Source organism: Virgisporangium aliadipatigenens (assembly GCF_016863615.1).
Lineage (GTDB): Bacteria > Actinomycetota > Actinomycetes > Mycobacteriales > Micromonosporaceae > Virgisporangium > Virgisporangium aliadipatigenens.
In genome coordinates, this window is sequence record NZ_BOPF01000007.1 from 235,808 (window position 1) to 250,114 (window position 14,307).

Sequence of the window (14,307 nt, forward strand, 5' to 3'; positions counted from 1 at the left end):
CACCCCACCCCGGACCGAACCCCAGAGGTGTCGCATGACATTACGAGCTACCACCACGGGACGCGGGCGTCGCCTCATGGCGCTCGGCGCGGCGTTGACCGCGCTCACGCTCGCCGCGGCGGGCTGCACCGGTAGCGACCCGGTCGACGACGGCAAGGACGCGGCCGAGGGCTACGACCCCAACGCGAAGGTCACCATCCAGTGGTGGACCGGCCAGACCGAGGACATGCAGAAGGTCTCCGAGGATCTCGCCAAGGAGTACATGAAGCTGCACCCGAACGTGACCATCGAGTCCTCGACCGGCGCCTCGACCACCGACGAGCTGCTCACCAAGCTGTCGGCGGGTTTCACCGGCGGCAACTACCCCGACATCTCCTACGCCTTCGGCTCCTGGGCCACCCAGCTCGCCGAGAGCGGCCGCACGCAGAACCTCAAGACGTTCGTCGGCACGCCGGAGATCGCCTGGGACGACTTCCCGGCCTCGGCGCGGGCCACCGCCACGGTGGGCGACAAGGTGATCGGCTTCCCGGCGATCGTCGACAACCTCGCGCTCATCTACAACAAGAAGCTCTTCGACGCGGCCGGCCTCGCCCATCCCACGGACGACTGGTCCTGGGACGACTTCCGCGCGGCGGCCAAGAAGCTCACCAACCCGGCGACGAACACCTACGGCACCGCCTACTCCGTGTCCGGCAGCGAGGACACCACGTGGCACCTGTGGCCGTTGCTGTGGCAGCGCGGCGGCAAGATCATCGACGGGAAGAAGCCGACGTTCAACAGCGACGCGGGCGTGCAGGCCCTCGAATCGCTGCGGCAGATGGCCGTCGACGACAAGTCCATGTACCTCGACCAGACCGACGAGAAGTACCAGCCGCTGTTCAACGACGGCCACGTCGGCATGGTGATGACCGGGCCGTGGGTCCTGCACGAGACGCAGGAGGCCGGCGTCGACTACGGCGTCGTCAACCTGCCCGGCCTGAACGGCGACCACCAGACCGTCTCCGGGCCGGACCTGTGGGTGCTGTTCAACAAGAAGGACCCCAACCGGGCCGGCGCCTCGCGCGACTTCATCAAGTGGTTGACCTCCAAGGAGATCGATCCCAAGTGGACGATGGCCAACGGCAACCTGCCGCTGCGCGCCAGTGAGAAGAACACGCCCGAGTTCGCCACCTATGTGAAGGACTACCCGGGCGCCCAGAAGTTCTTCGACAACCTGCAGAACTGCAAGCAGCCGCGGCCGACCGTCCCGGGCTACGTGGAGATGTCCGGCTACGTCGGCGACGCCGTCTCGAAGGTGCTCCAGGGCGCCGCGAAGCCCAAGGAGGCGTTGGACGAGGCGGCCAAGAAGTCGGCATCGGCGCTCGAGGGCTGATGGCGACGGGGGCACGGAGGGACCGCGGGGCGGTCCGGCGGGCGCTCACCGGGTGGGCGTTCGCCGGGCCGGCCACGGCCCTGGTGGTCGGGCTGTCGATCTTTCCGGCGGTGTGGGCGCTGTTCATCTCCCGCACCAAGTGGAACGGCATCACCGCGCCGAAGGACATCGGCTTCGACAACTACACGCGGATGGCCGAGGACACCGACCTGCACGCGGCCGTCTGGCACACCGTGGTGCTCGTCGCGCTCTTCGTGCCGGGGTCGATCGTCCTGGGGCTACTCGTGGCGATCGCGCTCAACCAGCGCATCCGGTTCCTCGGCTTCTACCGGACCTGCATCTTCGTGCCGTACGTCGCCTCGGCCGCGGCCACCGGCATCCTCGCGTCGTTCGTGTTCAACCCGCAGTTCGGCGGCGCGAACGAACTGCTGCGCCGGGTGGGCCTGCCCCCGCAGCAGTTCCTGGAGAGCACGTCGCAGGCCATGCTCGTCGTGGTGCTCATCGCGATGTGGGGGCAGATCGGGTTCGTCAGCGTCATCTACCTCGCCGCGCTCCAGGACGTTCCGGCGGAACTGAAGGAGGCGGCCACGGTCGACGGAGCCAGCCGCCTGCGGGTCTTCTGGCACGTGGTCGTGCCGGCGCTGCGGCCCGTCACGCTCTTCACGGCGGTGTGGCAGAGCATCACCGCGCTGCAGCTGTTCGACCTGGTGTACGCCACCACCCGCGGCGGCCCGCTGAACGCCACCCAGACGGTCGTCTACTACGTCTACGAACTGGCGTTCAAGTCGCAGCGCTACGGCTACGGCTCCGCGGTGGCGTACGGGCTGTTCGTCTTCACGATGCTGCTCACCCTGGCGATGATCTGGTACTCGCGGGCCAAGAGGATCGAGGCCTTCTGATGCGACGGCGTCTTCCCTTCTCGCCCTGGCACCTGTTCCTGTTCCCGGTGGCGCTGCTGTTCGCGCTGCCGCTGGTGCAGATGGTGCTGACGTCGTTCATGCCGGACAAGGAGATCAACAAGTTTCCGCCCCGGCTGATCCCGAACTCGATCGACCTGACCGGCTACCAGAAGCTGCTGAGCGAGTCGCACATCCTGCAGTGGATGCTGAACTCCGCCATCGTGTCGGCGATCTCGGTCGTGGCGCACCTGGTGCTCTGTTCGCTCGCCGGCTACGGCTTCGCGCGGCTGCGCTTCCCGGGGCGTACGATCGGGTTCGTCGCCGTCATCGCCACCATCATGGTGCCGATCCAGCTGCTGATGATCCCGACGTACCTGATGTTCAGCCGGATCGGCATCGTGGACACGCTCGCGGCCGCGTTCGTGCCGTGGCTGGCCTCCGCGTTCGGCATCTTCCTCATGCGCCAGTTCTTCCTCGCCCTTCCGGCGGAACTGGAGGAGGCCGCGCGCATCGACGGATGCTCGACGTTCGGGGCGTTCTGGCGGGTGGTGCTGCCGCTGGCCCGTCCGGCCCTGGCCACGCTCGCCGTGTTCACGGTCCTCTCCTCGTGGAACGACCTCGTGTGGCCGCTCATCGCGATCAGCGACGACCGGGTCTACACGGTGCAGGTGGGGCTGACGACGTTCCAGGGCACGCGGCGCATCCAGTGGCAGGAGCTGATGGCCGGCAACGTCATGGCGACCGCGCCGCTGCTCGTCGCGTTCCTGGTGGCACAGAAGCGGTTCATCGCGACGATGACGTTCAGCGGGTTGAAGGGGTGAGCATGTTCGACGTTCTCGTCGTCGGGGACGCCAATCCGGATCTGGTGCTGCGCGGTGACGTGCGGCCCCGGTTCGGCCAGGAGGAGCAGCTGCTCGACGCCGCGGAACTGGTCCTGGGCGGCTCCTCGACGATCACCTCCTCGGGGTGTGCCCGGCTCGGCCTGCGCACCGCCCAGGTGGCCTGCGTCGGCGACGACACGTTCGGCTCGTTCACCGCGGCGGCGCTGCGGCGAAACGGCGTCGACACCGCGCACCTGGCCGTCCACAGTGGACTGCCGACCGGGTTGAGCGTGATCCTCTCCGAACCGGGGGACCGGGCGATCCTGACGCAGACCGGTGCCCTGGCGGCGCTGCGCCCGGAGGACGTCACCGACTTCGTGCTGTCCCAGGCGCGGCACCTGCATGTCGGCGGCTTCTACCTGCTTCCGTCCATTGTGGACGGTGCGGCCGGGCTCTTCGCGCGGGCCAAGGCGGCCGGCCTCTCGACGTCGCTGGACACCAACTGGGATCCCAGCGGGAAGTGGGCCGGCGTCGACGCGCTCCTGCCGCACCTGGACTACCTGCTGCCCAACGCCGAGGAACTGTCGGCCCTGACCGGCCTGTCCGACGTCGAGGCGGCGGCCGCGTCGCTGGTGGCACGTGGCGTCACGGTCGTGCTCAAGGACGGGGCGCGCGGGGCCAGGGCATGGTGGCCGGGTGGCGCCTGCGCGTCGGCGCCGCCGGCCGTGCAGGTGGTCGACACCACCGGTGCCGGGGACAGCCTCAACGCGGGCTTCCTCGCCGGCCTGCTCGCCGGCGAACCGCTGGAGCGCTGCGTCACCTGGGCGGTCACCGCCGGGTCGCTCAGCACCCGTGCCGCCGGCGGCACCGCCGCGCAGGCGACCCGCGACGAACTCCTCGCCGCGCTGCCGTGATCCTCACCGTCACGCTGAACCCGGCGCTCGACATCACCTACGGCGTCGACACGCTCACCCGGCACGGGACCCACCGGGTGCGCGCCGTCGCCGCCCGCCCCGGCGGCAAGGGCCTGAACGTCGCGGGCGTCCTGCGCCAACTCGGCGAACCCGTGCACGCCACCGGCCTGCTCGGCGGGGCGACGGGCGCGGAGGTGGCGGGGCTGCTGGACGGCGTTCCGCACACCTTCACCCCGATCGCCGGCACCACCCGCCGCACGGTGACGGTGGTCGACGGCGACGCGACGGGCTTCTGGGAGCCCGGCCCCGCGGTGACCGCCGACGAGTGGCTCTCCTTCGTGGACGCCTTCGCTGCCCTGCTGCGTGACGCGGCGGTCGTGGTGCTGTCCGGCTCCGTGCCGCCCGGCGTGCCCGCCGACGGCTACGCGGCGCTGGTCGTCCTCGCCCGGCAGGCCGGCGTCCCGGTGATCCTCGACGCCGACGGCGACCCGCTGCGCCACGGTCTGGCGGCCGGCCCGGACGTGGTGAAACCCAACGCCGCCGAACTCGCCGGCTGGCTCGCCGCCGGCGCGCAGGCCCCACCCGGCCCACCCCACGCGCCCGATCCGCCGGACCCGCCCCACGAACGCGCACCGGCCACGGCCCGGCCCACGTCGCAGGCACGGGCACCGGCGGACGGCACCGCACGCGACCCGGCGACGCGGTCGCACCCGGACGCGGCGCCCGACAGCGCCCGACGCGCTCCTGCGGACGGGCCGGCCGTGCGGGGCGGCGACGTGCGCCCTGCCGCGGGCGGGTCGCCCGTGCCGGCCGGCGACGGGACGCTCGACGCGGCGCGGCGGATGCGGGCGGCCGGGGCCGGTGCCGTCATCGCCACGCGGGGCGCCGAAGGGCTGCTGGCCGTCACGGACACCGGCGCGTGGCGGGCCGCCCCGCCGGAGCCGGTGCCCGGCAACCCCACCGGCGCCGGCGACGCCTGCACCGCCGCGATCGCCCGGGGCCTGCTGCACGGCACGCCGTGGCCCGAGGTCCTCGCCGACGCGGTGGCGCTCTCGGCGGCCGCCGTCGCGGAGCCGGTCGCCGGCAGCGTGCACCTGCCCACCTATCGACGCCTTCGTTCCATCGTCCTGACAGAGGAGTGCTGAGCAGCGTGCTGGTACCAACGGGAGAGATCGTCGCGGGCGCCGTGGCCGCCGGTTCGGGGGTGGGGGCGTTCAACGTCATCACGGTCGAGCACGCCGAGGCGATCGTGGCCGGCGCGGAGGAGGCCGGGGCGCCGGTCATCCTGCAGGTCTCCGAGAACGCGGTGCGCTTCCACGGCAACCGGCTCGCCCCGATCGCCGCGGCCGCGAAGGCCGTCGCCGCGGCGTCCACGGTGCCGGTGAGCCTGCACCTCGACCACGTCGAACGGCGGGACCTGCTGGAACAGGCGCCGGAGCACGGGTTCTCGTCGGTGATGTACGACGCCTCGAAACTGTCCTATGTGGACAATGTCGCGGCGACGACGGACGCGGCGGCGTGGGGCCACGCGCGGGGCCTCTACATCGAGAGCGAACTGGGCGAGGTCGGCGGCAAGGACGGCGCGCACGCGCCGGGTGTGCGCACCGATCCGGGCGACGCGGCCCGCTACGTGGCGGCCACGGGCGTCGACGCGCTGGCCGTCGCGGTCGGTTCGTCGCACGCGATGACCACCCGGTCGGCCGCGCTGGACCACGCGCTGATCGCCGCGCTGCGCGACGCCGTGCCGGTGCCGCTGGTGCTGCACGGCTCTTCGGGCGTTCCCGACGAGGAACTGGAACGGGCGGTCCGGGCCGGCATGCGCAAAATCAACATCGGGACGGCACTCAACGTCGCGTTCACCGGCGCGGTCCGGGCCGGGGTCGCGGACGGCAAGGTCGTCGACCCGCGCCCCTACCTGAGGGCCGGCCGCGAGGCCATGGCCGCGACGGTCGCGCACTTCCTGCGGCTGCTGGCGGGCGCGTAGCGTCGGAGGGCATGACGGCCGCCGAAGTAGTCGAACTCGCCCGCGACCTCATCCGCATCGACACCACCAACACCGGCGACGCCGACACCCTCGTGGGCGAACGGATCGCCGCCGAGTACGTCGCCGAGAAGCTGTCGGACGCCGGCTACGAGCCCGAGTACCTCGAGGGCGGCGCGGCCCGTCGCGGCAACGTCGTCGTGCGGCTGCCCGGTGCCGACCGGACCCGGCCGGCGCTGCTGGTGCACGGCCACCTCGACGTGGTGCCGGCCGACGCGTCGGACTGGCGCACGCATCCGTTCTCAGGCGAGGTCGCCGACGGGTACCTGTGGGGGCGCGGCGCCGTCGACATGAAGCACATGGTCGCCATGAGCCTGGCCGTGGCGCGCCGGTTCAAGCGGCAGGGGATCGTGCCGGCGCGGGACATCGTCTTCGCGTTCCTCGCCGACGAGGAGGCGGGCGGGGTGCACGGCGCGCGCTGGCTCGTCGACCACCGGCCGGACCTCTTCGAGGGCTGCACGGAGGCGGTCAGCGAGGTCGGCGGCTTCTCGGTGACGTTCGACAACGGGGCGCGCGCGTACCTCGTCGAGACGGCCGAGAAGGGTGCGATGGTGCTGACGCTGCGCGCGCGGGGCGCCGCCGGCCACGCCTCGCTGCTGCACGAGCGCACCGCGATCGAGTTGCTGACCGGCGCCGTCGACCGGCTGAACCGGCACCGCTTCCCGGTGGTGCTCACCGGCCCGGTGCGCGACTTCCTGGAGGCGGTGGCGGCGGTCTCCGGGGTGCCGTTCGACCCGGACGACCCGGAGGCGACCGTCGCCCGGCTCGGCAACCTGGCCCGACTCGTGGGCGCCACCCTGCGCGACACGGCCACCGTCACGATGCTGGACGCCGGCTACAAGGCGAACGTCGTGCCCGGCACGGCGACGGCCACCGTGGACTGTCGCATCCTGCCGGGGCGGCAGCGGGCGTTCCTCAACGAGGTGGCGCGGGTGGTCGGCCCCGACGTGGAACGCGAGTGGTACAGCATGCCGGCCATCGAGACGCCGTTCGAGGGGTCCATTGTGGACACCATGACGGCGGCCGTCATCGCGGAGGACCCGGACGCGCGGGTGCTGCCGTACATGCTGCCGGCGTCGACGGACGCGAAGAGCTTCGGCCGGCTCGGCATCCGGCACTTCGGCTTCGCCCCGTTGCGGCTGCCGCCGGGGCTGGACTACGCGTCGCTCTTCCACGGCGTGGACGAACGGGTCCCGGTCGGGGCGCTGGAGTTCGGTGAGCGCGTGCTCGACCGCTTCCTGCGCACCGCCTGACCCCCGCCATTCGCTACCCGACCTGGAAGGTGAAGGTCGGCGCCGGGATTGCAGCAACCGCCGACGTCCGTTCCGGATGCATGGCTACGAGGCCGAGCGTCGTGAGGAGATTTGTGCAGCAGTTCGCGAGCGAGTTTTCGATGGTTGCGGCGTCGTAGAGCGGGCTGGCGTCCTTGGGGGCCGCCGCGGTCAGCTCCCGGTGGCCGCGCGCATACTGCGAATAGGTGACGAGGTGCACGTGGCGAGCTGTACGAAACTCATCTTCGCTGACATCGTTTGCCTTGAGTCGCGTCGCGGCTGTGACACGTGCCCGGATGGTATCGATCATCGATTGGGTCGTCATCGGTGCGGCGGGGTGTCCGACCGCTCTGCGGATCGTCTGGAAATCCGGCTCGAACACGTTGCGGATCGCCTGTTCCAGCCGGGGATAGTCCGCTCGGCCGGTGTAGGCGATGTCCGCCAGCGTATCCACCAGATCACGCCGGGCCGCCGGAGACGCGTGCGGGGTGTCGAGTCGCGCGAGTATCTCCGCCGCGCTGTGTCGCGCCTTTCTCAGGCTTGATCGTGAGTCGCCGAGCCAGGTGTTGATCGCGCGTAGCGCCTGGGATGTCGGTACGAACTCGTCACCGTAGTACGTCCAGACAAAGACGGGCAGCCTGGCGAGACTTCTGATGCCATTCGTCCGGCGATGATGGAGCAGGTTCTGCAGAAGGTTGCGCTGGTTGGCCGAGTACAGGGCCTGTTGCGAGCCCTGTCCTCTGCCGGCCGGCCGGCGCTGCGGGTAATCGAGCAGGCCGCATTCCACCCAGTCGCGCAGCATCCGGGACCGGATTGAGTAGCCCGCTCGGGCCGCGTCGGCGACCAGGTCGTCGATCGTCCCCGGTGTGGTGTGCAGCTCCATGACTTAGAACTTACACGCGTTTGACACCCTCTTTTGTCTAGCCATGCCGTCCACTTCGGAGGATCCTTTTCAAAAGGTTCATCGTCTTGAGCTACGTAGGAAAGAGAGGAATACGAAATGGCGCGGACAGCTGTCGGCGGGATGTCGGGTGACCCGCTGAAATGGATCGTTCTCGGGAGCGCGCTGGTGGGAGTGGGCCTCCTTCCGAAGGATTGGAAAAGGGGACTGGCGGTTGCGGCGGCTGCCGTTATCGTCCTGAGAGCGTTGAAATGACCCGTGGCGCCGGCCCGCGCGGTGAGCGTGTGCCGGCGCTTTAACGCGTTGACCGTACGGGAGCGCGCCGCGACCCTGGTGGGATGCGGATCACGGTGGGAGCTCAGCGGGTTCTGGTGCGGCACGGGCTCGTGGCGGTGCCGGATACCGCCGGCGCGGCCGCCTGCGACGAGAGCCTCGCCACCGTCGCCGCGAACATCGCGCACTACGGCTACGCGCTGTCGGCGCGGGCGTTCGCGGCGCTGCGGCGGGTGGACGAGGACGGGCTGGCGCACTGGTGGGGCGAGGTCGAGCCGGTGCTCGCCGTGCTCACCGGTGACGACAGGGGGATGGACCGCTTCGTCGTCTACAAGAACTTCCCGGCCGAGGTGCTCGCGCTGACCGAGGCCGAGTACTGGCTGCGCCAGATCCTCATGTACTGGGGCCTGCCCGACGAGTACGTGACCGAGCCCGAGGCTCCCCGACCGGCGCTGAGCGAGGCGCCGGCGCCGCGCGTGCTGCACCTCGCCGACGACGGTGCGCCGGCGCGCATCCTGGCCGACCTGTTCGCGGTGCCGGCGCGCTGGACCGAGGACCAGTGGCAGGACGTCGAGTTCCTGGTGCCCGACGCGGTCGACCTGTCCGGCATCCCCTTCGTGGAGAACCGGATCCGCCTCGCCGCGCTGAGCTGCGCGCGCGGCACGGTGTCCACTGTGGACAACGCGACCGACGTGCTGCGGCTCGCGGCGGCGCTCTCCGACGGGGACGTCTCGCTGCGCGAGCCGGCGCGGCTGCGCCGCTTCGCCCGGCGCGAACGCCGCTTCCTGCTCACCATGCTCGAGAGCGCCACCCACCTGGCGGAGGACGTGGCGCGGCGGCGGGAGCCGTTCAAGCGGCTGCTGCGCGTACTGCATCCGGGGGAGCGGCCGGACGCGTACCCGCGCACCGTGGCCGTGTACGACGCGCTCTACAAGGGCGCGCCGCTGCCGAGCTTCGCCTCCGACGTCGAACGCCTCCTCACCGAGGAGGACCCGGCCGTGCTGAGCCTGCTGGCGACCCGGCCGGGCGAGTTCGCGCGGCGGCTGCGGGTGCTGGCGGTGCTCTTCGGCGACCGGACGGCCGAGGCGTTCGAGGGCGTCGCGGGGCGGCTCACCACGATCCAGCTGTTGAAGCTGCGCGGGTTCCTGCGCACCGTCCACTCGCGACGGTGGCGGATGTTCCCGCCGCGCGGCAACTGGAACCGTGTCGTCGTCGTGCCGGCCGTGTGGCGCGGGCACGTTCCGCGCACCACCCGCACGGCGTTGCTGGAGACGATCGCGCGGGAGCTGACGGCCCGCACGGAGAAGGTCGGCCCGGTGGCCCTCGCGGCCGAGACGCGGCACGTCAAGCTGCCCACCAACGACGCCGAACTGGCCCCCTACGGCCGCGGCACCGTCTTCCCGATCCCGGACGGTGTGCGCTTCCTGCGCACGGCGGTCTACTGGAGTTCGGGCCCGACCCGCCACAACATCTGGTACGACAACGGCTGGAACTTCTTCGGCGCCGACTGGCAGCCGCGCGGCGCCTGCTGCTGGAGCGCGACGATGTATCCCGGCGGCAAGAAGAGCAGCCAGGGGGCGGTCTTCTCGGGCGACCCGACCAATTCCAAGGACGCGTCGGGCCGGGCGTGTCAGCTCATCGACCTCTACCCGGACCGGCTGCACGAGAAGGGCGTCCGGTACGCGGTGTGGAGCGTGCTCTGCTACTCGAGGATCATGTTCTCGGAGGCGGAGGAGGTCTTCGCGGCCCTGCAGTGGGGCGAACGCGCGGAGGAGGGCGCGCTCTTCGAGCCGAGCCGGTGCCAGCTGGCGTTTCCGTTGACGGGCGAGGCGTACACCAAGTTCGTGGCCTACGTGGACCTGCGCCGCCGGGAACTGGTCTACCGCGACGCCAACCTGCCGGTGCGGGTGGAATCCGCGGCCGCCAACGGCAAGCGGCTCGCGACGACGATGCCGGCGTTCGTGGAGTACCTGGAGACCCTGCCGAGCGTGTACGACCTGTTCCGGCACGCGCCCGCGGACGAGGCCGGGATGCCGGTGCTCTACGACGACGCGGCGGTGCGCATCGACGGCGGGCCGGCGTACGTGTTCCGACCGTCCAACCGGGACAACAATTTCGCGCCGCTCGATCCGGTGACGTTGCTATAGTCCCCGGTGGGAGGCCATGGCGGTCCTTCCTTCTCGCACGCGGGCAACCGCGTAACCAAAAGGGCCGCCGCTTTCCTCCCACCTTTCACAGGCCGACTATCGGCTACCTGTCAACAGCCGTCGATCGTCACTTTGCGTGAATAGACTTTGTTCATGCAAACGGGGGAATTTGCACTGTACGGCCGTGCGCGCGAGTGCGCGTACGTGGACGTGTTGTTGGACAAACTCCGTCACGGCACCGGGTCCGGGGTGGTCTTCGCCGGCCCGACCGGCATCGGCAAATCCGCACTTGTCGACTACGTTCTGTCACGTTCTGCCGATGACCTGCGGGTCCTGTACGCGCGCGGGGTCGCCGCCGAGAGCGGGCTTGCGTTCGCCGGGCTGCACGAGCTGCTGGCTCCCGTGCTCGGGTTCCTGCCGGGCATCCCGCAGCGGCAGCGGGCCGTGCTGTCGGCCGCCTTCGCCCTCTCCGACGACGCGGACGCGGCGGCCGACCCGTTCGTGGCCGGGGCCGGGGCGCTGCACCTGCTCGCCGCGGCCGCCGCCGAGGGGCCGCCGGTGCTGGTGGTCGTCGACGACCTCGACCGCTGGGACGCGACCTCCCGGCGGGTGCTGCTGTTCGTGGCGCGCCGCGCCGCCTCGGCCGGCATCGGCATGGTGCTGACCACGGCCGGCGGGCCGGGCGTCGAGGACGAGTGGGGGCTGCCGGCGCACCGGCTCGCGCCGCTGGACCCGGCGGCGAGCGCCGCGTTGGTGCGCCGGGCGAGCCCGGTCCCGCCGGCCGAGGCGATCGTGGGACGGCTGGTCGCGGCCGCGTCCGGGTTGCCGCTGGCGCTGGTCGAGCTGCCCGCGCAGTTGAGCGTCGAGCAGCTCGGCGGGGCGACGCCGGCGCCCGACCCGCTGCCGGTCGGCGAGGCGGTGCGACGGATGTTCGGGGCGCGGCTGGCGGGATACGGCCGGCCGGCGCGCACCGCGCTGCTCGTCGCCGCCGCCGCGGGCCCGGTCGGGCTGCGCACCACCCTGGACGCCCTGGTGGCGCTGGGCGTCGCCGAGACGGCCCTGGACGTCGCCGAGGACGACGGGCTGGTGACGCTGGACAGCGACGGGGTGGCGTTCCGGCATCCGCTGGTGCGCGCGCTCGCCTACCACGACGCGCCGCTGCCCGAGCGGCGCGCCGCGCACGCCGCGCTCGCGGCCGTCACGACCGGGGAGGAGCGGGCCCGTCACCTGGCCGCGGGGGTGCCGTGGCCGGACGAGCGGGTCGCCGCCGAGCTGGAGCGGGTCGCCACCTCGCCGGTCGGGCACCTCTCCGCCGGGGCCTGCGCCGAGCTGCTGGCCCGCGCCGCCGACCTGTCCGTGGACCGGACCGCCCGGGCCCGTCGCAGCGTCCGGGCCGCGGAGCTGTGGGGGCTCGCCGGTGCCTGGGATTCCGCGGGAGAACTCCTGGAGCGCGTCCCGCGCCTCACCGACGACGTCGCCGTGCGGGCCGGCGCGCGGGCGGTGCACGCGCGCGGGGTCCTGCTGCGGGGCCGTCCGGTGTCGGCGCGTCGCGTCCTGGTGAGCGAGGCGGTGCGGATCCGGGCCGCGCACCCGGCGGGCGCGACGGTGCTGCTGCTGGACGCGGCCGAGGCCTCCTGGCTGGCGGGCGAGGGCACCGCGGCGCTGCTGGCCGTGCGGCACGCCCGCCGCCTCGCCGCCCCGGGCCCGCTCGACCTGCTCAGCGCCGTTCAGTCGGCGACGGTGCTGGCGCACTGCGGGCACGGCGTCGAGGCGCGCGAACTGTTCGACGAGCGCCGCGTCGCGCTGGCCCGCCGGCTGGCCGAGGGGCCGGTCGCACCGGGCTGGTGGCGGGTGGTGCGCATCCACCTGCCCCGGCTGCTGGCCCGCCTCGGCCACCTCGAGCCGGCCGCCGCGCTGCTGGACGAGACGCTGACCCGCGCGACGCGGCGTTCGGCGCTCGGGGTGCTGCCCGCGCTGCTGGTGCTGCGGGCCGAGCTGGGGATCGTCTTCGGGGACTGGATCGCCGCGCGGTCCGCCGCCGAACGCGCCGTCGAGACGGCCGGGCGCACCGGTCAGTCCGCCGACGCCGCGGCCGCGCTGCTGATCCTCGGCTGGCTCGCCGGGACCCGCGGCGACGCGGCCGCCTGCCGGGAGTTCGTGGCGCGGGCGCGGGAGATCGTCGACCGGCACCGGCTCGGCGGGCTCGACCCGGCGCTGCACGCCGCCGAGGCGCACCTGGACCTGGCGGGCGGCGACCCGGAGGCCGCGTTCGCCCGGTTGGAGCGGGCCGGCCGCCAGGCGGAGGCGGACGAACTCGTCGACTGCGGGCCGCTGCCGTGGATCGCCGACCTCGCGGAGGCCGCCGTCGCCACGGGCCGGACCGGGCAGGCGCAACGGCTGCTGGCCGCCGCGCGGCGGCAGGACCGGCTGGCGCCGCCCGTGCTGGCCCGCGCCGCCGCGCTGGTGGCCGGGGAGGCGGGCGGGGCGCTGTTCGCCGAGGCGGTGGGCGCCGGTGCGGGGCCGGCCGGGCCGTTCGAGCACGCGCGCGCCGCGCTCTGCTACGGCGAGTGGCTCACCCGGCGGGGCCAGCGGGGCGAGGCGCTGCCACTGCTGCGGGCCGCACTCGTGACGTTCACCCGGATGAACGTGACTCCCTGGACCGCTCGCGCGCAGCGGGCCCTGGCCTCGGTGGACGCCGCGTCCCCGGAGCCGGGACCGGCACCACCGGCGCCCGCGGCCGCGGACCTGACCGTGCAGGAACAGCGGGTCACGATGCTGGTCGGGCAGGGCGCGACCAACCGGGAGGCGGCGCGGGCGCTGTTCGTCAGCCCGAAGACCATCGAGTTCCACCTGCGCAGCATCTACCGCAAGCTCGGCGTGCGCTCCCGCGCGGAGTTGGCGCACCGCCTCGGGCGGGGCCGGCTGACCGACGCGGCGCGGTGACGCGACGGGCGGGCCGGGGCAGGAACCCCGGCCCGCCCGAGGGGCGCGGCTACTGCACGAAGACCGCGGGGCTGCCCGGCGAACTGCTGACGACGGCCGGCGCATAGGTGGCCGTGAAGAAGCTGCTCGACGGGCAGAGGACCGATCCGGTGGACTTCGCGAAGGCCGCGTTGCTGAACGCGATCGAGTTGTCGGCGTTGGACGTCGTGCCGCTGAAGGTCTTGTCGACGACCTGGTACACGCACGTGGTGGAGCCGAGGAGCGTGCTCAGCTTGACGGTCGCCTGGATCACGCCGGCGTTGCCCGAGGCGATCGTGATGGCGCCGGTGCTGCCGTTGACGGCGGCGTCGAACGGCAGGTTGTTGATGGTGATGCTCTGCACGCCGGTGACGCCGAAGATGTTGGACGTGCAGGAGGTGAACGTCTGCGCGGTCACCGACTCGGTGGCGACGCCGCCGGCGGGCGGGTTGGCGGTGACGGTGCCGCTGAACGACGACTCCTTGCACGTGACACCGGTCGTGCCGGTGGCCGTGGTGTAGAACGTGGCGGCGGTGCCGGCCTTGAGGCTCGAGGTGATGACCGCGCCGACCGCGACGGCGGGGCCGCCGAGGGCGCCCTCGGTGAGCACGGCGTCGTCCGCCGCCTTGGCGGGCGAGGGGAGGAGGATGCCGACCGCGAACGTCAGCGCGGCGGCGGCGCAGGTGAGCTTGCGCATGGCGGTGTGC

General features: G+C 72.6%; 11 protein-coding genes. 9 read left to right on the forward strand and 2 right to left on the reverse strand.

Going from position 1 to position 14,307, the window contains the following annotated elements; all coding sequences use genetic code 11:
- Positions 1-34 precede the first annotated feature (34 nt).
- From Val02_RS11750 to Val02_RS11785, 7 genes are read left to right on the forward strand one after another with little or no spacing between them, the layout of a single operon-like run.
- Complete coding sequence (locus Val02_RS11750) at positions 35-1,372, forward strand: ABC transporter substrate-binding protein (RefSeq protein WP_239152736.1); 1,338 nt, start codon at positions 35-37, stop codon at positions 1,370-1,372.
- Positions 1,372-2,271 carry a carbohydrate ABC transporter permease gene (locus Val02_RS11755; protein WP_203899013.1) on the forward strand — a complete coding sequence of 300 codons (900 nt, stop codon included), beginning with the start codon at positions 1,372-1,374 and terminating at the stop codon, positions 2,269-2,271. The genes Val02_RS11750 and Val02_RS11755 overlap by 1 nt, the downstream gene beginning before the upstream one ends.
- Entirely contained in the window at positions 2,271-3,092 is an 822-nt protein-coding gene (locus Val02_RS11760; protein WP_203899014.1) for a carbohydrate ABC transporter permease, read from the forward strand. Before Val02_RS11755 ends, Val02_RS11760 begins: the two co-directional genes overlap by 1 nt.
- Before the next feature lie 2 nt (positions 3,093-3,094).
- Positions 3,095-4,006, forward strand: coding sequence for a carbohydrate kinase family protein (locus tag Val02_RS11765; protein ID WP_203899015.1), 912 nt, complete (start codon positions 3,095-3,097; stop codon positions 4,004-4,006).
- Positions 4,003-5,151, forward strand: coding sequence for a 1-phosphofructokinase family hexose kinase (locus Val02_RS47245; RefSeq protein WP_239152738.1), 1,149 nt, complete (start codon positions 4,003-4,005; stop codon positions 5,149-5,151). The genes Val02_RS11765 and Val02_RS47245 overlap by 4 nt, the downstream gene beginning before the upstream one ends.
- A 5-nt stretch (positions 5,152-5,156) precedes the next feature.
- Positions 5,157-5,990, forward strand: a complete 834-nt coding sequence (locus Val02_RS11780) for a class II fructose-bisphosphate aldolase (RefSeq protein ID WP_203899016.1) — start codon at positions 5,157-5,159, stop codon at positions 5,988-5,990.
- Positions 5,991-6,001: 11 nt separating this feature from the next.
- A complete protein-coding gene (locus tag Val02_RS11785; RefSeq protein ID WP_203899017.1) occupies positions 6,002-7,300 on the forward strand; it encodes a M20/M25/M40 family metallo-hydrolase in 1,299 nt (432 codons plus the stop codon).
- Between the two features lie 13 nt (positions 7,301-7,313).
- Here Val02_RS11785 and Val02_RS11790 read toward each other — a convergent pair whose 3' ends face one another.
- Entirely contained in the window at positions 7,314-8,201 is an 888-nt protein-coding gene (locus Val02_RS11790; RefSeq protein WP_203899018.1) for a hypothetical protein, read from the reverse strand.
- A 356-nt stretch (positions 8,202-8,557) separates the two neighbouring features.
- Between Val02_RS11790 and Val02_RS11795 the strand changes: the two genes are divergently transcribed.
- Positions 8,558-10,639 (forward strand): hypothetical protein, encoded by a 2,082-nt coding sequence (locus Val02_RS11795; RefSeq protein WP_203899019.1) that lies wholly within the window; start codon positions 8,558-8,560, stop codon positions 10,637-10,639.
- A 153-nt stretch (positions 10,640-10,792) separates the two neighbouring features.
- Positions 10,793-13,582, forward strand: a complete 2,790-nt coding sequence (locus Val02_RS11800; protein ID WP_203899020.1) for an AAA family ATPase — start codon at positions 10,793-10,795, stop codon at positions 13,580-13,582.
- Positions 13,583-13,631: 49 nt separating this feature from the next.
- On the opposite strand, the gene Val02_RS11805 is transcribed toward Val02_RS11800, so the two are convergent.
- On the reverse strand, positions 13,632-14,297 hold the full coding sequence (locus tag Val02_RS11805; RefSeq protein WP_203899021.1) for a Tat pathway signal sequence domain protein: 666 nt from the start codon (positions 14,295-14,297) through the stop codon (positions 13,632-13,634).
- Positions 14,298-14,307: the final 10 nt, after the last annotated feature.

What these genes read in the sequence shown, in the direction of transcription:
- Val02_RS11760 (WP_203899014.1), top strand. Translation starts at nt 2,271, where the DNA reads ATGCGACGGCGTCTTCCCTTCTCGCCCTGGCACCTGTTCCTGTTCCCG.
- Val02_RS11765 (WP_203899015.1), top strand. Translation starts at nt 3,095, where the DNA reads ATGTTCGACGTTCTCGTCGTCGGGGACGCCAATCCGGATCTGGTGCTG.
- Val02_RS11800 (WP_203899020.1), top strand. Translation starts at nt 10,793, where the DNA reads ATGCAAACGGGGGAATTTGCACTGTACGGCCGTGCGCGCGAGTGCGCG.
- Val02_RS11790 (WP_203899018.1), bottom strand. Translation starts at nt 8,201, where the DNA reads ATGGAGCTGCACACCACACCGGGGACGATCGACGACCTGGTCGCCGAC.
- Val02_RS11785 (WP_203899017.1), top strand. Translation starts at nt 6,002, where the DNA reads ATGACGGCCGCCGAAGTAGTCGAACTCGCCCGCGACCTCATCCGCATC.
- Val02_RS11755 (WP_203899013.1), top strand. Translation starts at nt 1,372, where the DNA reads ATGGCGACGGGGGCACGGAGGGACCGCGGGGCGGTCCGGCGGGCGCTC.
- Val02_RS11805 (WP_203899021.1), bottom strand. Translation starts at nt 14,297, where the DNA reads ATGCGCAAGCTCACCTGCGCCGCCGCCGCGCTGACGTTCGCGGTCGGC.
- Val02_RS11795 (WP_203899019.1), top strand. Translation starts at nt 8,558, where the DNA reads ATGCGGATCACGGTGGGAGCTCAGCGGGTTCTGGTGCGGCACGGGCTC.
- Val02_RS11750 (WP_239152736.1), top strand. Translation starts at nt 35, where the DNA reads ATGACATTACGAGCTACCACCACGGGACGCGGGCGTCGCCTCATGGCG.